The organism is Streptomyces sp. NPDC045846 (genome assembly GCF_056431605.1).
The window spans coordinates 464,087-486,324 of sequence record NZ_JBWKKJ010000002.1 but is presented as its reverse complement, the minus strand read 5'-3'; the positions used below and the strand labels follow the sequence as shown (position 1 = coordinate 486,324).

The window sequence follows — 22,238 nt, the reverse complement described above, 5'->3', positions numbered from 1 at the left end:
TTCGTACCGGACGCGAGTCGCATTCGAGCGGGTGCCCCCACCCTTGCCCTGCCACTGACCGTACGCGATGGAGTGAGGCAACTGAATGCGCGTGTTGTTCGTGGGGCACGGCCCGGCCCATGTCCCCTGGATCATCCCGCTCGCCTGGGCCTGCCGCCTTGCCGGCCACGAGGTGCGGGTGGCGGTGCGGCCCCAGTGCGTGGCCCCGGTCACCCGGGCCGGTCTGGTGGCCGTGCCCGTCGGCGACGAGGCCGCCACCGCAGAGGTCGCGGCCCGCCAACTCGGCCTCGGCCCCGGGCGGTTGAAGGCGGCCGCCGAGTCGGTGGCCGTACTCGACGCCGATCTGAGCGAGGCGCTCGTCGAGAAGATGATCGCCGTCGCCGACACCCTCACCGACGACCTCGTCGACTTCGCCCGCTTCTGGCGCCCGGACATCGTGGTGCACGACACCGCGGCCGCCGCGGGCCTGGTGGCCGCCGCCGCGATCAAGGTCCCGGCGGTGGGTCACACATGGGGCGTCTCGCTCGGTGTGCACTGCGAGAGCGAGGCGGAGCTCCGCCCCTCCTACGCCAGGCTCTTCGAGCGCTTCGGCGCCGACCCGGTGATCGGCCCCTCGGTGTGGATCGACCCGTGCCCGCCGGGCCTGCGCCCGCCGCACGGGGTGCGCCGCGCCAACATGCGCTACGTCCCGTTCGCCGGCCCGGCCGCGCTGCCCGGGTGGCTGCGCGCCGAGCGCCCCTCGGGCCGCCCGCTGGTGTGCGTCACCGGCGGGGTGACCACCAGCGCCCTGGACGAGGTCCGCGACCACGTGGTGCGCTCGCTGCTCGACCTGGACACGGACGTGGTCCTCGCGGTCACCCCCGAGCAGGCCGCGAACACCGGCCAACTCCCGGACGGCGTACGGATGGTGGAGTCCTTCCCGCTCGACGTGCTGCTCGCGCACTGCGACGCCCTGGTGCACCACGGCGGTGTCGGCAGCGGGCTCATCGCCGTCACCCACGGCCTGCCCCAGCTGCTGCTGCCGCGCAACGCCTTCCAGGAGCACTGGTCCCATCTGGTCCGCGCGTCCGGCGCGGGCACCGCCCTGCCCGCCGACGCCGAACAGGGCGCGGTCGGCTCGGCCGTCCAGGACCTCCTGACGCGGCCCTCCTACCGGGAGCGCGCCGGGGCGCTGCGCGCCGAGATCGACACGATGCCCACCCCCGACCAGCTCGTGGGCTTCCTGGAGGAGTGCGTGAGAGCCGGTCGCACCGACGTTCCCACACCTGAGGAGACAGGAAGACGATGACCGTACTCCTTGAGCCCACGACGGGCACGAACCGCTTCGTGCGGGGCGAGACGATGCACGGCCTGTTCCAGGACGCGGCCCGCCGCTTCCCCGAGGCGATCGCCCTGTCCCACCGCGGGGCCCGGGTCTCCTACCGCGAGCTGGACGCCGCCTCCGACGGGTACGCGGCGCTGCTCCAGGCCCACGGCGTGCGCCGCGGCCACCTGGTGCCGGTGCTCATGGAGCGCGGCACCCCGCTGATCGCGGTCCTGCTCGCGCTGTTCAAGTGCGGGGCCGCCTATTCGTTCCTGGACGCCCGGTGGCCCGTCGACCGGCTCGAAGGAGTGATGGGCCAGCTGGACGCGCCGCTCCTGGTGACCACCGTGGAAGGCGACTGGCCGGTGCCGGTGTGGACGCCCCCGGCCGAGGACCTGACGGTCACCGCGGCGCGCGGGCTCGCCCCGGCGCCGGTCGCGGTGAGCGGCGGCGACGCCTGCTCGGTGTTCTTCACCTCGGGCTCCACCGGCACCCCCAAGGGCGTGGTGTCCAGCCACGAGAACGCGGTGCGCCTGTTCGACGGCGACTTCTACGCCGACCTGGGCCCCGGCACCGTGATGCCGCAGACCGCTCCCCCGACGTGGGACGGCTTCACCCTGGACTGCTGGAGCATGCTCCTGACGGGCGGGCGGACCGTGCTGCTCGACGAGACGGTCCTGGTGCCGCGCACCCTGCGCGCGCTGATCGCCGAGGAGGGCGTGAACGCCGCGTTCATGACGACGCAGCTGTTCAACATGCTGGTCACCACCGACGTGGGCGCCTTCGCCGGGATGAAGTGGCTCTCCATCGGCGGCGAGCGGGCCGCCCCCACCCGGGTGCGCGCCTTCCTCGCCGAGCACCCCGGCATCCGGCTCCTCAACGTGTACGGGCCCGTCGAGTGCGGGGCGGTCGTCACCGCCCACGAGGTGCGGCCCGAGGACTGCGACGACCCGGCGGGCATCCCGCTCGGCCGCGCCCTGGCCCACACCGACGTGTACGTCCTGGACGGCACCCGTGTGTGCGCGCCGGGCGAGACCGGCGAGCTGTGCCTGGGCGGGCCCGGACTCGCCCGCGGCTATCTCGGCGACCCCGGTCTCACGCGGGCCGTCTTCGTCGAGGCGGAGATCGACGGCAGGGTCCACCGCCTGTACCGCACCGGCGACTTGGGCAACCGCGGCGCCGAGGGCGTGTTCCACTACACCGGCCGCGGCGACCGGCAGATCAAGATCCGGGGGCACCGGATCGAGCCCGCCGAGGTGGAGCGCACCGTGGAGCGGGTGGCCACGGTGACCGGCGCCGCCGTCGTGCCGGTGCCCAAGCCCGACGGCTCCTACCAGGGCCTCGCGCTGTTCTACACGCGTGGCGAGGGCGGCACGGGGCCCGAGGAGCTGCGCGAGCGGCTCGCCGAGCTGCTGCCGGAGTACCTGGTGCCGCGCCGTGTCCAACTACTCGATCGCTTCCCCCAGTTGGCGAACGGCAAGGTCGACCGGCGCGAGCTGGCCGCACGGGTCCGGCCGGAGCACGACCGCGCCGAGGAGACGCCCGCCGAGTCGTTCGAGGGCACCGCGGGCGTGGTCGCCGAGGGCTTCCGGGCCGTGCTGAACAGCGACCGCGTGCCGGGCGACCTCTCGTTCTTCGAGCTCGGCGGCAGCTCCCTCGAGGCGGCCCAGCTGTGCCAGCACCTCGACACGGCGCTCGGCGCGGCCGTCCAGCCCGCGCAGATCTTCCGCACCCCGACCGTGCGCCGGCTCGCCGACTGGCTGGACGCCACCGCGCAGTCGGCCGAGGCCGCCGAGGCGCCGGTGCCGGGCCTGGAGCCCGGCGAGATACCGCTGCCTCCCGAGCAGTCCGGCTTCCTGTTCGCCGCCGCGCACGACAAGGACGGCCTCGGCGGGCTGTGCCGGATGACCTGGTGGATCGAGGGGCCCCTCGACGTCGACGCCCTCCAGGCGGCCGTCGGCGACGTCCATCTGCGCCACCAGGCGCTGCACGCAAGGTACTTGATCCGCAACAACGAGATCGGGTACGCGGTGGTGCCGGACCGGCCGGCCGACGCCGAGCTGATCCGGCTGCCGGACGCGGCCGACGAACAGGCGGCCGTCGCGGCCTGGCTGGCGACGGCGCTCACCCCGCTCGCCGTCCGCGACGCACAGGTGTGGCGGTGCGCGGTCGTGCGCGCCAAGGACACCGCGCGCACGCTGTTCGGCCTGGTCGCCCACCACGTGGCGTTCGACGGGGCCTCCGAGACGGTGCTCGCGGCGGACCTGTCCTTCGCCTACGCCGCCCGCCTCGCCGGGCGCGCACCCGAGTTCGCCGCACCGGCCGCGACCCTCGCCGAGGTGTCCGCCGACCACCGCAGGGTGATCTCCCGGGTGGACCTGGCGGCGCAGGCGGAGTACTGGGAGGACCATCTGGAGCTCCAGGAGCCCCTGGAACTGCCGGGCCGCACCGACAACGACCGCAACGCCGGGCCCGGCTACTCCCCCGCGCTCACCGTGACCCACGCCGAACTCGCCCGCTGGGACGAGCGGGCGCGCCGGCTCGGCACCACCCGCTTCGCGCTGCTCGCGGCCCAATTCGGCTTGGTCCTGCGGGACTTGACCGGTCAGGCCGACATCTCGGTCAAGGTGCCGGTGGCCCGCCGCGGCAGCGAGGTGCTCGCCTCCGCGGTCAGCTGCCGGGTCGACCTGCTGTTCCTGCGCTTCTGGCCGCCGCACAAGGACGACGGCTCCGGGCTCCTGGAGCAGGCGGTGGCCCATGTCGACCAGGCGCTGGCCGCCCAGGAGACCGGCGGCGCCCAGCTGGCCCGCACCGTGGTGCTGACCGGCGGCGGCGAGTCGCTGCGCCCGATGCCGAGCTTCCTGATGCAGGACGACCCGGACCCGAGGCTCGAACTGCCCGGCTGCACCGCCCGGTTGTCCCGCATCGGCGCGCCCACCATGTTCACCGAACTGGAGCTGGACGTGCGCGCCACCGCCGACGGCGCCCTGATCACCGCCTCGGTACGCACCGACCGGATCCCGGCCGAGGTCGCGGACCGGGTGGTGACGGCGTACGCCGAAGGCCTGCGCCGCGGCCCCGGGGCCGAAGCCCCAGCCTCCCCCATCACATCCGAGGACACCTCATGCGTGTACTGATCCTGAGCAGCCCCGAGTCCACCCACTTCACCTGCATGGTGCCGCTGGCCTGGGCGCTGCGCGGCGCCGGGCACGAGGTCCTGGTCGCCGGGCAGCCCGACATCATCCCGATGGCCCGTTCGGCCGGCCTGAACACGGTCACCGTGGGGCGGCAGTTCTTCGGCAAGGACCTGCTCAGCCCGCCGCTGCCGCCGGGCAAGCGGCCCATCGAGGTCGTCGGTCCGCTCACCCCGAAGATGACCATGATCGGCTCCCGGGTGTGGGTCCTGCACACCCGCTACATGGCGCCCAAGTACCTGGAGGTCGCCGAGCGGTTCAAGCCCGACCTCGTCATCTCGGAGATCTTCGACTGGGTCGCCTGCCTCATCGGCGGCGTGCACAGGATCCCGGTGGTCTCGCACCGCTGGGGCGTCGACCCGATGAGCCACCTGATGCGGGCCACCGCCGAGGACCTGCTCCAGGGGACCTGTGAGCGCCTCGGCATCGAGGGCGGTCTGCCCAAGATCGACCTCCTGCTCGACCCGGCTCCGCCGCAGCTCCTGGTGGCGGGCGCACCGGCCGGCGCGCCGATCCGGCACATCCCCTTCAACGGCACGGGCCACGTGCCGAGTTGGCTGCGCCGGCGCGGCGACAAGCCCCGGGTCTGCGTGACCATGGGTCGCCAGACCATCTCGCTGGGCGGGCTCCCGATGTTCCGCGGCATCGTCCAGGCCTTCGGCGACCTGCCGGAGACCGAGGCCGTGATGACCGTGCAGGAGGAGTTCGTCGACGAGCTCGGCACCATCCCGTCCAACGTGAGCATCATCCCGCCGACGCCGCTCAACGGCTTCCTCGACACCACGGACGCGGTGGTCACCCACGGCGGCGCCAACACCCTGCTCGCCGTGGCCAGTTTCGGCGTACCGCAGCTGATCATGCCGCAGCTGGTCGACCAGTTCGAGGGCGGCGACCTGCTCGCCGCCGCCGACGCCGGGCTGACCCTGCGCACGGCCGAGGCGCAGAACGACCCGGCCCAGGTGGCCGAGGCCGTGCGCACCCTGCTCGCCGAGGAGCGGATCGCCAAGGGCGCCGGCGTCCTCGCCGAGACCATGGCCGCCATGCCCAGCCCCGCCGCCGTCGTCCGTGACCTGGAGAACCTCCGATGCGCGTACTGATCATCAGCACCCCCGTCGACACCCACTTCCTGCCCATGCTGCCGCTGGCCCGGGCGCTCACCGGCGCGGGTCACGAGGTGCTCGTCGCGGGGCAGCCCGACGTCACCGGCCCCGCCGAGGCGGCAGGCCTCGCCACCGCCACGTTCGGCGAGGCCTTCCACTACATGGATCTGCGCCGCGGCCGGCGGCCCGAGGGCCTGCGCCCCATCGAGGTGGTGGGCCGCCCGCCGGCCCAGCAGATCGACGGCGCCGCCCAGATGTGGCGCAACCACGCCCCCTACTTCCTGTACGACTACCTGGACCTGGTCCGCGAGTGGCGCGCCGACCTCGTGATCGGTGACCACCTGGAGTTCGCCGGTCCGATCGTCGCGAAGGTGCTCGGCGTCCCGAGCGTCTGGCACCGCTGGGGCGTGGCCCCCACCAGCGAGTTCATGCTCAAGCAGACCCGGATGTGGCTCGGCCCGCTGTGCGGACGGCTCGGCCTCGACTCCGTGCCGGAGCCGGACCTGATCCTCGACCCGGCGCCGCCCGCGCTCGCCGCCACCGACGCGCCGCCCGCCCGCCCGATCCGCCCCGAGCCGCACACCGGCGACGGCACGCCCTGGACGTACACGTCCGCCCCCGGACGCCGGGTCGCCGTGGCGCTCGGCGGCTACACCCTGGACCTCGACGGCGCCCCGCTGCTCCGCCGGGTCCTGGACGCGCTGGCCGCCACCGGTCGCGTGGAGGCGGTCGTCTCCGCGGCCCCCGGACACCGCTCCGCGATCGGGACGCTGCCCGAGGGCATGACGTACACCGAGGAGACCGCGCCCGGGGCCCTGTTCCCCGGCGCCGACCTCGTGGTCCACCACGGCGGACCCGGCTCCACGCTCGCCGCCGCCGCGCTCGGCATCCCGCAGCTGGTCCTTCCGCAGCTCGACGAGACGTTCGTCGCGGGCGACCGGATCGCCGCGGCGGGCGCCGGAATCAGCCTGGACAGCGCCGAGACGCAGAACAGCGTCGCGGAACTGACGGGCGCCATCAGCCGGTTGCTCACCGAGCCCGCCTACACATCGGCCGCCGGGCGGCTGCGCACCGAGATCCAGGGCATGCCGTCCCCGGCCGACACCGTCACCCTGCTCGAAGAGCTGACGACACGTCAGGAGGTACTGGCGTGAGCACGGATGTGACCGCCGAAACCACCGGTGGCGAGACCACCGCCCAAGCCAGCGACAGCGCCGACAGGGCCGTGAAGGAGAAGAAGCCCAATCCGTACGGCATGAGCGACATCAAGGTCCTGGTGTTCATGGTCTGCGCGATGGCCATCATGACGCTGGCCCTGCTGGACGGTTCGATCATCTCCTCGGCCGTCCTGCCCATCGTGCGCGACCTCGACCCGGCGCACGGCATCGACCGCTTCCCCTGGCTGATCACCGCCTACCTCCTGGCCGCGACGGCGGCCCAGCCGCTGTACGGCAGGCTCAGCGACAGTTACGGGCCGCGCCGCGTCTACCTCGCGGCGCTCGCCACCTTCCTCGCCGGTTCCGCGCTGTGCGCGACCGCCCACTCGCTCACCCAGCTGATCGCCTTCCGCGCGGTCCAGGGGCTCGGCGGCGGCGGCCTCATGAGCATGACGCTGATCGTGATCGCCACCCTGTACCCGCCCAAGTCCCGGGCCGGGCGCTCGAACGCGGGCGGCATGCTCATCGCCGCGGGCATCATCGCCGGGCCCATGATCGGCGGGCCGCTCAGCGAGAACCTGTCCTGGCGCTGGATCTTCCTGTTCAACGTGCCGGTCGCCGGGCTCGCGCTCGTGGGCGTGGCCTGGGCCCTGCGGCTCCCGGTGAAGGGCACCCGGCAGAAGGTCGACGTCCTCGGCTCGGTCCTCATCGCGGCCGCCACCTGCGCCCTGCTGCTCGGCGTCAAGGCGTACGGGGACCACAAGTCGTTCTCGGGCCCGGTGCTGCCCTACTTCTACGGCGGCGTACTGATGGCCGGCGCGTTCGTGACCCGGCAGCTGAAGGCGGCCGACCCGCTGATGCCGCTCACCCTGTTCAAGGACAAGGTGTTCCGGCCCGCCGCGATCCTCCAGTTCGTGGGCGGCTTCGCGCTGCTCTCGCTGCCGGTGTTCTTCATCAACTACCTGAACATCGTGCGGGGGGTGTCCCTCGACGCCGTCGGCCTCCATCTGATCCCGCTCGCCGTCGGTGTGGTCCTGGTGTTCCTCGGCTGGGGAAAGATCATCACCCGTACCGGGAAGTGCAAGGCGGTCCTGGTGACCACGACGGCGACGGCGGCCGCCGCGGTAGCCGGGCTCGGATTCACCGTGACCGACGCGCCCGTCTGGGAACTCGACGTGCTGCTCCTGCTGCTCGGCGTGGGCCTGGGCGGCGTCACCTCGATCGCCCTGTTCATGACCCAATCGGCGGCCTCCGCCGACCAGTTGGGCGTGGTCACCACCACCTCGCGGTTCGCCACCATGCTGGGCACCACGATCGGCGGCACCGTGCTCGGCGCGGTCCTGAGCCAGAGCTTCGCCTCCGCCGCGGGCGCCTCCGGCATCAAGGACCCGGACACCGCGGCCGCGCAGCTCGCCGGGCTCGACGCGGCCCGCCGCCACCTGGTGACGGACGCCTTCGCGCACGCCACGTCCACGCTGCTCCTGGTGGCCGCCGGACTCCTGCTGCTCGCGCTGGCGACCGCGCTGGTCATGAAGGACGTCGACGTGAACGCCCTGGCCGAGAAGGCCGGGGACCCGGCCGAAGACCAGGCCGAGGACCGGATCGTGGACCAGGAGAACCAGGCCGAGGACCGGTCCGCCGACGCCACCACCCCAGAACCCGCCGGAGAGGCCGCCGAAGAGGCCGCCCGACAGTCCGAGGAGGACGACGACGATGCGCGTACTGATGCTGAGCACCCCCTTCCCCACCCACTTCACCCCCATGGTGCCGCTGGCCTGGGCGCTGATGGGAGCGGGTCACGAGGTGATCGTCGCCGCGCAGCCTGACGTCACCGACGCGGCCCGCGCCGCCGGGATCTCGGCCGTCGACATCGGCGACCGCTTCCACGGTCTCGACGTCCTCCAGCGCCATCTCCCGGACGGGGTACGCCCGTTGGAGCTGATGGGTCCCACACCGCCGGAGAAGATGGCGGGCACGACCAAACTGTGGGAGACCCACGCCCGCTATCTGGTGAGCTCCTATCTGGAGTTCGCCCGCCAGTGGGGGCCCGACCTGATCGTCTCGGAGCAGATGGAGCTGGCCGGCCAGCTCGTCGCGGGCGCGCTCGGCATCCCGAGCGTGCAGCACCGCTGGGGCGTCGACCCGCTGAGCGGCCCCTCGCGCGCCTCGGCCCGCAACTTCCTGTACGGGACGGCCGAGCGGCTCGGCCTCGAAGGGCTGCCCGACCCCACCGTGCTGCTCGACCCGTGCCCGCCCGCGCTGCGCCACCCGAGCGCCGCGCCGGGCGCGCCGATCGGGTACGTGCCGTTCAACGGGACCGGCACCGTGCCCGACCGGCTCCACCGGCCGGCCGCCGACGGCATCCGGCGGGTCGTGGTGTGCCTGGGCCGTCAGACGCTGGTGCTGAACGGCACCGGCCTGTACCGCTCGATCATCGCGGCGTTCGAGGGCCTGGACGACGTCGAGGCGGTGGTGACGGCGGACCCGGCCTTCCACGCCGGGTTCGGCGAACTCCCCACCAACGTACGGGTGGTGGAGCCGGTCCCGCTCAACCTCTTCCTGCGGGACTGCGACGCCGTCGTCCACCACGGCGGCGCGAACACGACGCTCACGTCGTGCTCCTTCGGCCTGCCCCAGGTGGTGCTGCCCCAGATCGTCGACCAGTTCGCCTCGGCCGAACTCCTCGCCGCGGCCGGCGCTGCCCGGGTCCTGGGCGAGGCGGCCCCGCAGAACGACCCCGCCCAGGTGCGCGAGGCGATCCGGGACGTGCTGGACGACCCGCGCTACCTCAAGAGCGCCCAGGAGCTGCGCGCCGACATGGACGCCATGCCGAGCCCGGCTCGCGTGGTGGAGGACCTGGAGCGACTGGCCTCCGCCTGAACTCCCCCGCGTCCAGGGCCCCCGCCCACCAGGCGGGGGCCCTCCGCATGCGGGCCCCCTACGGGCCGCCCCCACTCCCGGGGTCCCGCGCCCCCCTCCCGGCCCTGCGAGCGGTGCCGACTCCCCGCGCCCCAAACCCCACGGTCATGTGCGGACCGTGCCCGCGTTTGGCGCAGTTCCCCGCGCCCCTAACCCCTCGGCCATGTGCGGACCGTGGTCGCGTCTCGCGCAGTTCCCCGCGCCCCTGGCAGTACTCATGCCAGCCCGCACGAGGCATCCTCGGCCCCATCGACCCTGCGGACCGGGCCCGCTCTCGCGCAGTTCCCCGCGCCCCTATCAGTACTCATGCCGACCCGCACGGGGCATCCTCGGCCCCTCGACCCTGCGGACCGGGCCCGTTCGGCGCGCAGTTCCCCGCGCCCCTAACCCCTCGGTCGTGTGCGGACCGTGGTCGCTTCTCGCGCCGTTCCCCGCGCCCCTGGCGGTACTGAGGCGGGCCAGTGCTGGCATCTTCAGCCCGTCCGGCGATTGAGGACGAGCGCCGTTCAGGCGCGAACGGGGGTGTGGGGGCGGAGCCCCCGCCGGGGTTCGAGGGGCGGAGCCCCTCAAGGGGGCCTGGGGCGCAGCCCCAGGAGCAGAACCGTCCAACCCCTTGCACGGGCGGGCGGGTGGGAAAACCCCCTGGGGTCGGGGGCGGAGCCCCGGGGGCCGGGCCGTCCAACCCCCTGCACGGGCGGGCGGGTGGGCAAACCCCCCGGGGGCTGGGGCAAGCGCCCCAGGGATCGGCCCGTACCGTCCGACGCCCGGGGGCGGGCCCATGGGAAAGGGGCCCCGACCGCAGTGGTCGGGGCCCCCTCGGGCCAGGCAGCCCGCCAGACTCAGCCGCGCCGCTTCTTGAGCGCGTCCCCCCCGAACTTGACGACGAGGCAGACGACGACGGTGACGGCGAGACCGATGATGAGGTGGCTCATGGTGTCCTCCAAAGGACGTTGATGGGTGGGGGGTTGGATGGTGCGGCGGAAACTCTGGGTACGGGTCAGGCGTGGGCCCCGGCGCGCTGGGCGGCGAGCACCGCCCACAGCGCGGCCGGGGTCGCGAAGGTCGCGCCGGTGAGCTTGTCCTCGGGGATCTCCACGTCGTACTGGTCCTCAAGGCGGACCAGGAGCTCGATGGTGGCCATCGAGTCGAGGCCGACGGCCTTGAGGTCGAGCGCGGGGTCCAGCGGCCCGGTGACCCGCGGCAGGACCGAGGTCAGCAGCTGCTCGAAGCCGGGGTCCCACGAGACGTCAGTGGTGGTCATGGCTCAATCTCCTTAACGTGGTACTGACTCGGGGAGTCGGTCACTTCTGTGCGCGGCGCAGGCGCTGCTTGTCGGTCTTGCCGTTCGGGGTGAGCGGGAGCTCGTCGAGCAGATGGCAGGCGGCCGGGACCTTCGCGGCCTCCAGGCGCTCCGTCAGCTCGGCGAGCACCTCGTCGGCCGTCAGCTCGGTGACGGCGTACAGGGTGAGGTCGTGGCCCTCGGCCGGGGCCAGGGCGGCGGCGGCCGAGACGCCCTCGATGTCCAGGGCGGCCGTCTCGATCTCCAGGGTGCCCATGCGGACCCCCTTGCGCTTGAACAGGTCGTCGCGGCGGCCCTCGAAGTAGAGGTGGCCCTCCGCGTCCAGGTGGCCGTAGTCGCCGGTGTGCAGGGTGACCTCGCCGGTCACCGGGTCGGGGCGGAACCGCAGGGCGGTCTGCTCCGGGGCCCGCCAGTAGCCGGTCATGATGTGCGGTCCGCGCACACAGATCTCGCCGACCGTGCCGGCGGGCAGGAGCCGCCCGTCGTCGTCCAGGATCAGCACCTCGGTGCCGTCCAGGGCGCGTCCGACCGAGCCGGGACGCTCGATGTCGCCGTCCGGTTCGAGCACGGTGATGCGCTTGCACTCGGTGGTGCCGAACATCGGGGAGACCTGGGCGTGCGGGAAGGCCGCGCGCAGCTGGGCGATGACGGGGCCGGTCAGGGCCGCGCCGGTGTTGGTGAACAGGCGTACCGGGGGCGCCTCGCGGCGGTCTCGCTTCGAGAGCGTGAGCAGCATCTCGCCGAGCGAGGGCACCAGCGGCACGACGGTGACGCCGTGCTCGTGCAGGGTGGAGAGCAGTCGTACGTGCCGGTCCGGGGAGGTGAGCACCACCTGGGCGCCCGCGATGACGGACAGCAGGATCTGGTAGAGCCCGTAGTCGAAGGAGACCGGCACGGCCACCAGGACGACGTCGTCCTCGCGGTAGTTCAGCCGGGCCTGGATGGCGCGGGCGGCGAAGACGATCGGGGCGTGGGTGCTCACCACGGCCTTGGGCGCCGAGGTGGAGCCCGAGGTGTAGATGAGCAGACCCAGGTCGCCGGGGGCCACGGGCGCCTCGTCGACGGCGGCGGGCGCGGGGTCGTACAGCGCCTCGGCGCCGCGCCGCACCTCGTCGAGCTCGAAGACCGGACGGTCCGTCAACTCCTTGAGCACGGTGGCGTCTTCGTTGTCCTGCGCGATCACCAGGACCGGCTCGCAGTCCGGTACGACGGTGTTCAGGTGGAAGCGCTTCATCGCGGGGTTGACCGGGACGAAGGCGATGCCGCGGCGCAGCGCGCCGAACATCAGGGCGGTGAATTCGCGGGTGTTGCCGACGCGGACCAGGATCCGGTCCGCGTGCCCCACACCCTGGGCGGCGAGCCAGTCGGCGTACGCCCGTGACCAGGCGTCCAGTTCCGCGTAGGTCCACGTGCCCGAGGCGTCGCGCACCGCGGGGGCGTCGGGCCGGGCGGCCACGGCCGCCGCGAGCAGCCCGTGGACGGTTTCGGTGCCGGTGTCCGCGGCAACCAGCGTCTGAGTCGTCATCCAGCAACCTCGTGGTCATCGGAACGGATGTTGGTCACCCCGAGCGTGCGGGGGTTGCCTCGACCCCGGGTCGAGCGCCGGTGGACACCGGCCCGGCGGGCCCGGAACCCAGCCCCCCCCGGACAGTGCGGTCTTCGACCGCGAGCCGCACGCGGCCGGTCGCTCCCCCGAGCTCTCGGCTTCGCTCGAACAGGGGGGACCCGCATCGCGGCGGAGCCGCACGCGGCCGGTCGCCCCCGAGCTCTCGGCTTCGCTCGAACAGGGGGGGGACCCGCATCGCGGCGGAGCCGCACGTGTCACGGCCCCGCGCCCCTTGGCCGGACGCGGGCATCGCGGCTCCGGCACATACGGGGCCCGCGCCTTTGGCAGCATGCGAGTACCTCCCCCTTGGAGTCGCCCTCGAATTCCGGTGGATCCATCACAACGCGCCCCACTCGTTCGGGACTTGAGCCGCACTCGGGCCGTGCTGGGGCAGCTGTGGCCTGCCCGGGACTCAAGTCCGGTGCGAGGAGGCCGCCCCATGGTGTCGCCGGGCAGCAAGCCCCCATGGTGACGACCCCGCCGCGACGACGTCCGACGGGGAAGGAGGCAGCGCTAAATGAACGCGGATTCCCGACAGACCGGCAGCCAGGGCGCGGACGGCTCGGCAGGTGAGCGGCCGCTGGACTTCGGTGTCTTCTTCTTCGCCGCGGTCGGCGACCGGGCCGAGGAGACCTACCGGCTGATGCTGGACGCGGCCCGCCGCGCCGACGAGCTCGGCTTCGGTTTCGTGTCGACGCCCGAGCGGCACTTCCACCGCTTCGGCGGCGCCTTCCCGAACCCCGCGGTGACCTCCGCGGCGATCGCCGCGGTGACCAGCCGCATCCAGATCCGGGCCGGCAGCGTCGTGACGCCGCTGCACCCGGCCGCCCGCATCGTCGAGGACTTCGCGATGGTGGACGGCATCTCGGGCGGCCGGGTCGCCATCTCGGTGGGCTCCGGCTGGAACGTCAACGACTTCGTGATCGCACCGGACAAGTACGAGACCCGGCGCGAGCAGATGATCAAGGATGTCGCGGACATCAGGACCGCCTGGCGCACCGGCCACTGGACCGGCCCCAACCCGCTGGGCGCCGAGACCACGCTGCCCGTCTTCCCGCGCCCGGTGCAGGACGACCTGTCGGTGTGGGTGACCGCGTCCCGCAGCGAGGGCACCTTCCGCGAGGCGGGCCGGCTCGGCTGCAACATCCTGACCCATCTGGAGAACCAGGACGTCGAGTCCCTCTCCGACAAGATCGCCCTGTACCGGACGGCTCGCGCCGAAGCGGGCTGGGACGGCCCGGGCACGGTCACCGTCATGATGCACACCTATGTCGCCGACGACGCGGCCGAGGCCCGCGAGGTGGGCGGCGGCGCCCTGCGCGACTACCTGCTCTCGGCGATCGACCTGGAGGCCCTCGCGGTCGAGGCCGGCGGCCGGATGAGCGGCAACAAGCAGGGCCGCGACGTGCTGTCCGCGGTCAAGGCCCAGCGCAAGCTCGCCGAGCTCGGTCTCAACCGCTACCTGTCCGGGAACTCGCTGATCGGCTCGGTCGAGGAGTGCACCGCGGCCGCCCGCCGGGTGCGCGCGGCCGGGGTCGACGAGATCGCCTGCCTGGTGGACTTCGTCGCCGACCCGGCCCTGGTGCTCGCCTCCCTGGAGCGCGTCGCCGCGGTGCGCCGCGAGGCCGCCGCCCACGCCGAGCCGGTACTGGCCGCCTGAGGCCGGGCGCATCCGCCCCGGCCCCGCTCAAGCGCCCCTCCCCACCCTTGACCAGGATCCGTTATCAGGAGGTTGTCCATGCCGACGATCCTCGCCGTCTCCGGCAGTCCATCGCCGGTCTCCAGCACCCACCAGGTCCTCACCCTCGCGGCGGACCGGCTCGCCGGCCGCGGCCACCGGGTGGAGACGCTCGCCGTGCGCACCCTGCCCGCGGCCGAGCTCCTGCGGGCCGATCTGAACCACCCCCAACTCGCCGACGCCGCCGCCCAGTTCGCGCGGGCCGACGCCGTGGTGCTGGCCACCCCGGTCTACAAGGCGGGCTGCTCGGGGCTGCTCAAGTCCTTCCTCGACGTACTGCCGCAGTTCGCCCTCGAAGGCAAGGTGGTGCTGCCGCTGGCCACGGGCGGCTCGCTCGCCCATGTGCTCGCCCTCGACTACGGGCTGCGCCCGGTGCTGATGTCCATGAAGCCGCGTGCGGTCTCCGAGAGCTTCTTCGTGCACGCGGGCGGCATCCGCAAGGGCCCGGGCGGCTTCGCCGGCCTGGAGCCCGACACGGACGCGCTGCTGCACGAGGCCACCGACAAGTTCGCCGACCTGGTGGAGAGCCTCACCGAGGCCCCCGCCCCCACCGTCCGGCTGGTACCCGCCGCCTGACCCACTCCGCTGTCCCAACGTCCCCCATTCATGTGCCTGTTGATGTGTCGACCACGACGGAACCACCACAGAAGAGGACCCCATGAAGGCTCTGGTTCTGAGCGGCGGTACGGGAAGCCGACTGCGCCCGTTCAGCTACTCCATGCCCAAGCAGCTCATCCCGATCGCCAACAAGCCCGTCCTGGAGCGGGTGCTCGACAACATCCGTGACCTCGGTGTCACCGAGATCGGGATCATCGTCGGCAACCACGTCGAGGAGATAGCCGAGGCGCTCGGCGACGGCTCCCGGCTCGGCGTCGAGATCACCTACATCCCGCAGGAGAGCCCGCGGGGTCTCGCCCAGTGCGTCCAGCTCGCCCAGCCGTTCCTCGGCGACGACGACTTCGTGATGTACCTCGGCGACAACATGCTCCCCGAGGGCATCACCGAGGCCGCCGCCGAGTTCCACGCGCTGCGCCCGGCCGCCCAGGTGCTCGTCGCCCAGGTCGAGGACCCGCGCGCCTTCGGCGTGGCCGAGGTCGACGCGACCGGTGTCGTCGAGCGCCTCGTCGAGAAGCCCCCAGTGCCGCGCTCCAACCTGGCGCTCATCGGCGTCTACTTCTTCACCCCGGCCATCCACCAGGCCGTCGACTCGATCGTGCCGAGCGCGCGCGGCGAGCTGGAGATCACCGACGCCATCCAGTGGCTGGTGACCAACGGCTCGACCGTCCGGGCCCAGGAGTACCGCGGGTACTGGAAGGACACCGGCCGCGTCGAGGACGTCCTGGAGTGCAACCAGATGCTCCTCGACGGCATCGAGCGCCGGGTGGAGGGCGAGGTCGACGACCAGAGCGTGCTGATCGGCGCGGTCGTCGTCGAGCCCGGCGCGAAGATCACCCGGTCCTTCGTGGAGGGCCCCGTCGTGATCGGCGCGGGCACCGTCCTGGAGGACAGCCACGTCGGACCACACACGTCCATCGGCCGGGACTGCGTCCTGTCCGGCACCCATCTCGACTACTCGATCGCCCTGGACGGCGCGACGATCTCCTCGGTACGGGGCCTGCACGGCTCCCTGCTCGGCAGGTCCGCCGCGGTCACCGGCATCGATCTGGCAAGCCGCCACCACCGCCTGGTGGTCGGCGACCACACCCGCGTGGAGGTCGCGGCATGACGAACACCACGGAGAAGAGCGCCATGAACAAGATCCTGGTCACCGGCGGCGCGGGCTTCATCGGCTCGCACTACGTCCGCACCCTCCTGGAGGGCGGCTACGAGGGGTACGAGAACGCCGAGGTCACCGTCCTCGACAAGCTCACCTACGCGGGCAACCGCGAGAACCTGCCCGCCGAGCACCCCCGCCTGACCTTCGTCCAGGGCGACATCTGCGACCTCGACCTGCTCCTCGATCTGTTCCCGGGCCACGACGCGGTGGTCCACTTCGCGGCCGAGTCCCACGTGGACCGCTCCCTGGAGTCGGCCGCCGAGTTCATCGCCACCAACGTCGGCGGCACCCAGAACGTCATGGAGGCCGCGCTGCGCGCCGGCGTCCGGCGCGTGGTGCACGTCTCCACCGACGAGGTGTACGGCTCCATCGACGAGGGCTCCTGGACCGAGGAGTGGCCGCTGCTGCCCAACTCCCCCTACGCCGCCTCCAAGGCGGGCTCGGACCTCATCACCCGCGCCTACTGGCGGACCCACGACCTGGACGTGTCCATCACCCGCTGCTCCAACAACTACGGGCCCTACCAGCACCCCGAGAAGCTGATCCCGCGCTTCGTCACCAACCTCCTGGAGGGCGAGACGGTCCCGCTGTACGGCGAGGGCGCCAATATCCGCGAGTGGCTGCACGTCGACGACCACTGCCGCGCCATCCAGCTCGTCCTCACCAAGGGCCGGGCGGGCGAGATCTACAACGTGGGCGGCGGCAACGAGCAGACCAACCGCCAGATCACCGAGCGCCTGTTGGAGCTGACCGGCAACGACTGGTCGAAGGTGGTCCGGGTCGCCGACCGCAAGGGCCACGACCTGCGCTACTCGCTGAGCGAGGCGAAGATCGCCGAGGAGCTCGGCTACGCCCCGCGCATCTCCTTCGAGGACGGTCTCGCCGAGACCGCCGCCTGGTACCGCGACAACCCGGGCTGGTGGAAGGCGGTCAAGCACGCGCCGCAGGAGGGCCAGAAGTGACGCTGCTCAACGAATCGGCGCCCGCACCCCAGGTGCTGGTCGTGGGCGCCGGGCCGGTCGGGCTGAGCGCCGCCCACGAGCTGGCCCGGCACGGTGTGCGGGTCCGGCTCGTGGACGCGGCGCCCGGCCCGGCCACCACCAGCCGGGCGCTCGCCACCCATGCCCGCACCCTGGAGACGTACGACCAGATGGGCATCCTGGACGAGCTCCTGCCGCGCGGCCAGCGGGTGGAGCACTTCACGCTCCACCAGAACGGCCGCCGCCTGATCCGCTTCGACACGGACTACAGCCGGCTGCCCACCCGCTTCCCGTTCACGCTGATGGTCGACCAGGTCATCACCGAGGAGGTGCTGCGCGACGCCACGGCCCGCCGGGGCGTGGCGGTCGAATGGGGCGTACGGCTCACGGAGTTCGAGGACCTGGGCTCCGACGGCGTACGCGCCCACCTGGTCCACGCCGACGGGCGGACGGAGACCGTCACGTCCGACTGGCTGGTCGGCACGGACGGCGGCCACAGCACCATCCGCAAGCAGCTGGGCCTCAAGCTCGAGGGCGAGTCCAGCGAGACCTGGCTGATCGCGGACGCCACCGTCCACTGCGACCTGCCCAAGGACAGCATCCACTGGATGCGCACGCCCACCGGCACCGTGATGATGGTGCCGTTCCCCGAGCCCGGCAAGTGGCGCCTGCTCGACACCGCCGAGACGTCCTACGGCGGCGACGACGCGATGGTGGCCCGGCGCTTCTCGGCGAAGATCAGCACGGGCACGGGCAGTCCCGCCGTGGTCGAATCGCCGTCCTGGGTCTCGGTGTTCACCATCCAGCAGCGCATGATCGGCCAGATGCGCAACGGCCGGGTGCTGCTCGCGGGCGACGCGGCCCACGTGCACAGCCCGGCCTCCGGGCAGGGCATGAACACCGGCGTCCAGGACGCGGTGAACCTCTCCTGGAAGCTCGCCACCGTCCTGCGCGGCGAGGCCCCGGACGCGCTCCTGGACAGCTACAGCGACGAGCGGGTCCCGGTGGGCGCGGAGCTGCTGCGCACCACCAAGATGGCGACGATGCTGGTCCAGCTCAGGAGCCGCCGGGCAGCGGCCGCCCTGCGCGCCGCGTTCACGGTGCTCCGCTCGCTGCCGCCGCTCAAGGGCCGCATCCAGCGCAAGATCATGGGCGGCATGTCGGCGCTCGGCCTCGGCTACGCGGCGGGCCCGCTGGCCCACCCGTCGCCGCCCTCGGAAGGCGTACGCCCGGGTGAGCGCGTGGCCCGGGTGACGGCGCCGGTCCTCGCCACCAGCCCCGGCTGGCAGGAGTTCATCGTCGAACTCCAGCGCCCGCAATGGCTGTTGCTCACCTTCGGCGAGGCGCCCGAGGACCGTTACGGCCCCTCGGTACGCGTCCGCACGGTGAACACCCCGGGCCCGGACACCCTGTCCGACCCGGCCGGCCACCTGTCCACCGCCCTGGGTGCCCCGGAGGGCACCTGGCTCCTGATCCGCCCCGACGGCTACCTGGCCGCACGAGGCACAGCAAAGGAGTCCCCGTCGACCACACTGACCTCCCTGGGAATCCACCCCGCCGAATCCCCCCAACTGACCCACTAAAACCACGACTTGGGCCCGCCCCCGGAATTCCGGGAGCGGGCCCTAGTGCTGTGTATTCACCGACGGGGGCACGGGACACGGGTCCAGGGCCAAGGCCACCTACAGGGGCGCACGTGATTCGACACCGGATCCCCTGCGGGCGCGCGCACAACCCGACACCGGACCACCTACAGACACGCACGTGATTCGACACCGGGCCACCTACAGACACGCACGCGATTCGGCACCAGACCGCCTACAGGCGCGCCACAACCCGACACCGGTTCACCTACAGGCGCGCACGCGATTCGAGACCGGGCCACCTACAGGGGCGCGGGGAACTGCGCGACCAGCCACCGACGGTCCGCAGCCGAATGACAGGCCCCGCGACCCGTCGACGACAGCCCCCGGCGTTCGAGGAGCGGGGCCCGGGGGCAGAGCCCCGGGGCCCGGGGGCAGAGCCCCGGCACCTAGGCCGCGGCCTGGCCCTCCCGCGAACCCCTCCCGTAAAGGGAAAGGCACTGCGCGTACGCGGGAAGCGACCCGAGCTCCAAGGCCTCACCCACCGTAGGTGCCCCCGCGTCCTTCTCCGACAGCAGCGGCTCCCCCGTGAGCCACCGCGACCACGGCAGCCCCAACTCGGGGTCGAACGCCCGCAGATCGATCTGCGTACCCGGCACGAACTCGGTGGAGCAGAGATAGCTGATGCACGTGTCGTCGGTCAGCGCCACGAACCCGTGCGCGAGTCCCTCCGCCACGAACACCGCCCGCCCCTCCCGCGCGTCCAGCACCGTGGTCACGTGCTCGCCGAACGTGGGCGATCCCACGCGTACGTCGACGACCACGTCGAGCAGCGCCCCGCGCACGCAGCTGACCAGCTTCGCCTGGCCCGGCGGGATGGCCACGCCGTGCAGTCCGCGCACCGTGTTGCGCGAGGAGGCCGAGTAGTTGACCTGGCGCGGCACGAACGCGTGCCCGGTCTCGGCGGCGAGCAGGTCGTAGCGGTATGACTCGTGGAAACTGCCGCGGGAGTCCGTCAGCAGCTTCGGCATGATGCGGTACGCGTCCGGTACGGCGGTCTCTTCGATCCTCATGGCCCCGGACGGTAGGCGCCCCGACTCAAGTTCCGGTAGCGCCACATGACCACCTGTCCAGCGGCCCCCGAGCGCGACCCGCCACAGTGCCGCTCAAACCGCGCATACAGGAGGTAGCAACGGTGTCCGTGAACGACCGAAGAGCAGGCGGCAGGGGCGGCGGCGGGGCCGGATCGGTGGTGGTGCTGGGCGCCACGGGGTTCGTGGGCCGGCACATCTGCGAGGTGTTCGGGGCCGCGGGCTGGACGGTGACCGGTGTCGCCCGCGGCGTCCTGGGTCCGCCGGCTCCGTACGACATCGTCCCCCTCGACGTGGTCGACGCGGAGCCGGGACGGATCGCGGCGCTGCTCGCGGAGCGCCGCGCGGGGGTGGTGGTCAACGCGGCGGGCGCGGTGTGGCAGACCACCGAGGACGACATGAACCGCGCCAACGCCGACCTGGTGGAGCATCTGGTGGCGGCGACCGCCCGGCTGGCGGAGCGGCCCCGGCTGATCCAGCTCGGCTCGGTGCACGAGTACGGTCCGGTGCCGCGCACGGGGATCACCGAGGACACCCCGACCGCCCCGGTCACCCCGTACGGCCGCTCGAAGCTGGCGGGCGCCCGCGCGCTGCTCGACGCCACGGCGGCGGGCGGGGCGGAGGGCCTGGTGCTGCGCGTCTCGAACGTGTCGGGGCCCGGCACGCACCGGGCGAGCCTGCTCGGCATGGTGGCGCACCATCTCGCCACCGGGTCGCCCGAACCGCTGCGGCTCGCTCCGCTGCTCGCCCACCGCGACTTCGTGGACGTACGGGACGTGGCCGAAGCGGCGCTCGCCGCGGCCCGCTCGCAGGCGACCGGGCAGGTCCTCAACATCGGTGGCGGGCGGGCCACTTCGGTGCGCAGCCTGGTGGCCCGGCTGACCGAGCTGGCGGGCGCCGCCGCCGAGATCGTCGAGGCGCCGAGCGCGGGCGGACGGCCGCCCGAGGCCGAGTGGCAGCGCATGGACATCGGGCGTGCGCGGGAGCTCCTCGGCTGGTCGCCGCGGCGGAGCCTGGACGAGTCGCTGCGCGATCTGCTGGCCCATGCCCGCGATGCGGTCCATCGCGAGTCGTTGTCCAGTGCCCTTCAAGTCGCCCGCACAACGATGGCCGTGTCGGATCACCGCTGAGGGCTTCGTGCCGAACTGACGACCATGGAGGCAGCCAAAATGAGTGACACCAAGGCACGGATTCTCGATTCTGTGCGGGAGTACCACCTGGAGAAGGAGCCGTCCCGCGAGTTCGTGCCGGGAGTCAGCGAGATCTGGCCGTCCGGCGCTGTCCTGGAGCCCGCGGACCGGGTGGCTCTGGTGGAGGCGGCGCTGGACATGCGGATAGCCGCCGGCACCAGCTCCCGCAAGTTCGAGTCCCGGTTCGCCCGCTACATGAAGCGGCGCAAGGCCCACCTGGTGAACTCCGGTTCGTCGGCCAACCTGCTCGCCATGTCGGCGCTCACCTCGCCGCACCTGGAGGACCGCGCCCTCAAGCCGGGCGACGAGGTCATCACGGTGGCCGCGGGCTTCCCCACGACCGTCAACCCGATCCTCCAGAACGGCCTCATCCCGGTCTTCGTGGACGTCGAGCTGAAGACCTACAACACGACGGCCGAGCGCATCAAGGCCGCCGTCGGCCCCAAGACCCGGGCCATCATGGTCGCGCACGCGCTCGGCAACCCCTTCGAGGTCGCCGAGGTCGCGCAGATCGCCGAGGAGAACGACCTCTTCCTCGTCGAGGACAACTGCGACGCGGTCGGCTCCCTCTACAACGGTCAACTCACCGGCACCTTTGGCGACTTGACCACGGTCAGCTTCTACCCGGCGCACCACCTGACGATGGGCGAGGGCGGCTGCGTGCTGACCTCGAACCTGGCGCTCGCCCGCATCGTGGAGTCGCTGCGCGACTGGGGCCGCGACTGCTGGTGCGAGCCGGGCGAGAGCGACCGCTGCTTCAAGCGCTTCCAGTACCAGCTGGGCACCCTGCCGGCCGGCTACGACCACAAGTACATCTACTCGCACATCGGCTACAACCTGAAGGCCACCGACCTCCAGGCCGCGCTCGGCCTGACCCAGCTCGACAAGGTCGACGACTTCACCGCTGCCCGCCGCCACAACTGGCAGCGCCTGCGGGAGGGCCTGGAGGGCGTGCCGCACCTGATCCTGCCGGAGGCCACGCTCGGCTCCGAGCCCAGCTGGTTCGGCTTCGTCATCACCGTCGACCCCGACGCCCCGTTCCGCCGCAAGGAATTGGTGAACTTCCTGGAGGAGCGGAAGATCGGCACCCGCAACCTGTTCGCCGGCAACCTGACCCGCCAGCCCGCCTACGTCGACGCCCCGCACCGGATCGTGGGCGACCTCACCAACTCCGACATCATCACCGAGCAGACCTTCTGGATCGGCGTCTACCCCGGCCTCACCGACGAGCACACGGACTTCATGACGGCCTCGATCCGGGACTTCGTCGCCGGCTGGTGACGGCTGCGACACCCCTCCA

The 22,238-nt window shown here is 72.5% G+C and carries 16 protein-coding genes; 13 read left to right on the top strand and 3 right to left on the bottom strand.

Annotated features, from left to right (window positions below):
- Positions 1 to 85: 85 nt before the first annotated feature.
- The 6 genes from AC07F3_RS07095 to AC07F3_RS07070 are packed head-to-tail and all read left to right on the top strand — an operon-like array spanning position 86 to position 9,634.
- A complete protein-coding gene (locus AC07F3_RS07095) occupies positions 86 to 1,288 on the top strand; it encodes a nucleotide disphospho-sugar-binding domain-containing protein (protein WP_479111264.1) in 1,203 nt (400 codons plus the stop codon).
- Positions 1,285 to 4,440: an AMP-binding protein gene (locus AC07F3_RS07090; RefSeq protein WP_479111262.1), complete on the top strand. Its 3,156-nt coding sequence runs from the start codon at positions 1,285 to 1,287 to the stop codon at positions 4,438 to 4,440. The genes AC07F3_RS07095 and AC07F3_RS07090 overlap by 4 nt, the downstream gene beginning before the upstream one ends.
- A complete protein-coding gene (locus tag AC07F3_RS07085) occupies positions 4,428 to 5,594 on the top strand; it encodes a nucleotide disphospho-sugar-binding domain-containing protein (RefSeq protein WP_479111260.1) in 1,167 nt (388 codons plus the stop codon). The genes AC07F3_RS07090 and AC07F3_RS07085 overlap by 13 nt, the downstream gene beginning before the upstream one ends.
- Positions 5,582 to 6,751 carry a nucleotide disphospho-sugar-binding domain-containing protein gene (locus tag AC07F3_RS07080; RefSeq protein ID WP_479111258.1) on the top strand — a complete coding sequence of 390 codons (1,170 nt, stop codon included), beginning with the start codon at positions 5,582 to 5,584 and terminating at the stop codon, positions 6,749 to 6,751. Before AC07F3_RS07085 ends, AC07F3_RS07080 begins: the two co-directional genes overlap by 13 nt.
- Complete coding sequence (locus AC07F3_RS07075) at positions 6,748 to 8,580, top strand: MFS transporter (RefSeq protein ID WP_479111256.1); 1,833 nt, start codon at positions 6,748 to 6,750, stop codon at positions 8,578 to 8,580. The genes AC07F3_RS07080 and AC07F3_RS07075 overlap by 4 nt, the downstream gene beginning before the upstream one ends.
- Positions 8,468 to 9,634, top strand: coding sequence for a nucleotide disphospho-sugar-binding domain-containing protein (locus AC07F3_RS07070; RefSeq protein WP_479111254.1), 1,167 nt, complete (start codon positions 8,468 to 8,470; stop codon positions 9,632 to 9,634). The genes AC07F3_RS07075 and AC07F3_RS07070 overlap by 113 nt, the downstream gene beginning before the upstream one ends.
- Positions 9,635 to 10,670: 1,036 nt before the next feature.
- Here the strand turns inward: AC07F3_RS07070 and AC07F3_RS07065 are convergent.
- A complete protein-coding gene (locus AC07F3_RS07065) occupies positions 10,671 to 10,934 on the bottom strand; it encodes a phosphopantetheine-binding protein (RefSeq protein ID WP_479111252.1) in 264 nt (87 codons plus the stop codon).
- Between the two features lie 40 nt (positions 10,935 to 10,974).
- A complete protein-coding gene (locus AC07F3_RS07060) occupies positions 10,975 to 12,498 on the bottom strand; it encodes a class I adenylate-forming enzyme family protein (protein WP_479111250.1) in 1,524 nt (507 codons plus the stop codon).
- Positions 12,499 to 13,096: 598 nt separating this feature from the next.
- Here AC07F3_RS07060 and AC07F3_RS07055 point away from each other — a divergent pair.
- From AC07F3_RS07055 to AC07F3_RS07035, 5 genes are all read left to right on the top strand, one after another.
- Entirely contained in the window at positions 13,097 to 14,239 is a 1,143-nt protein-coding gene (locus tag AC07F3_RS07055) for a MupA/Atu3671 family FMN-dependent luciferase-like monooxygenase (protein WP_479111248.1), read from the top strand.
- A 78-nt stretch (positions 14,240 to 14,317) separates the two neighbouring features.
- Complete coding sequence (ssuE, locus tag AC07F3_RS07050) at positions 14,318 to 14,893, top strand: NADPH-dependent FMN reductase (protein ID WP_479111246.1); 576 nt, start codon at positions 14,318 to 14,320, stop codon at positions 14,891 to 14,893.
- Between the two features lie 82 nt (positions 14,894 to 14,975).
- Positions 14,976 to 16,043, top strand: a complete 1,068-nt coding sequence (locus AC07F3_RS07045; protein WP_479111244.1) for a glucose-1-phosphate thymidylyltransferase — start codon at positions 14,976 to 14,978, stop codon at positions 16,041 to 16,043.
- The gene (gene rfbB, locus AC07F3_RS07040; RefSeq protein ID WP_479111242.1) at positions 16,040 to 17,056 is read left to right on the top strand and encodes a dTDP-glucose 4,6-dehydratase; all 1,017 of its coding nucleotides are present in this window, start codon (positions 16,040 to 16,042) and stop codon (positions 17,054 to 17,056) included. Before AC07F3_RS07045 ends, rfbB begins: the two co-directional genes overlap by 4 nt.
- Entirely contained in the window at positions 17,053 to 18,657 is a 1,605-nt protein-coding gene (locus tag AC07F3_RS07035; RefSeq protein ID WP_479111240.1) for an FAD-dependent oxidoreductase, read from the top strand. Before rfbB ends, AC07F3_RS07035 begins: the two co-directional genes overlap by 4 nt.
- Positions 18,658 to 19,106: 449 nt before the next feature.
- On the opposite strand, the gene AC07F3_RS07030 is transcribed toward AC07F3_RS07035, so the two are convergent.
- Positions 19,107 to 19,730, bottom strand: a complete 624-nt coding sequence (locus AC07F3_RS07030; RefSeq protein ID WP_479111238.1) for a dTDP-4-dehydrorhamnose 3,5-epimerase family protein — start codon at positions 19,728 to 19,730, stop codon at positions 19,107 to 19,109.
- A gap of 122 nt (positions 19,731 to 19,852) precedes the next feature.
- On the opposite strand from AC07F3_RS07030, the gene AC07F3_RS07025 reads away from it, so the two are divergent.
- Together AC07F3_RS07025 and rfbH are read left to right on the top strand one after the other, a co-directional pair.
- Positions 19,853 to 20,878: an NAD-dependent epimerase/dehydratase family protein gene (locus tag AC07F3_RS07025; RefSeq protein ID WP_479111236.1), complete on the top strand. Its 1,026-nt coding sequence runs from the start codon at positions 19,853 to 19,855 to the stop codon at positions 20,876 to 20,878.
- Between the two features lie 39 nt (positions 20,879 to 20,917).
- The gene (gene rfbH / locus AC07F3_RS07020) at positions 20,918 to 22,219 is read left to right on the top strand and encodes a lipopolysaccharide biosynthesis protein RfbH (RefSeq protein WP_479111234.1); all 1,302 of its coding nucleotides are present in this window, start codon (positions 20,918 to 20,920) and stop codon (positions 22,217 to 22,219) included.
- Positions 22,220 to 22,238: the final 19 nt, after the last annotated feature.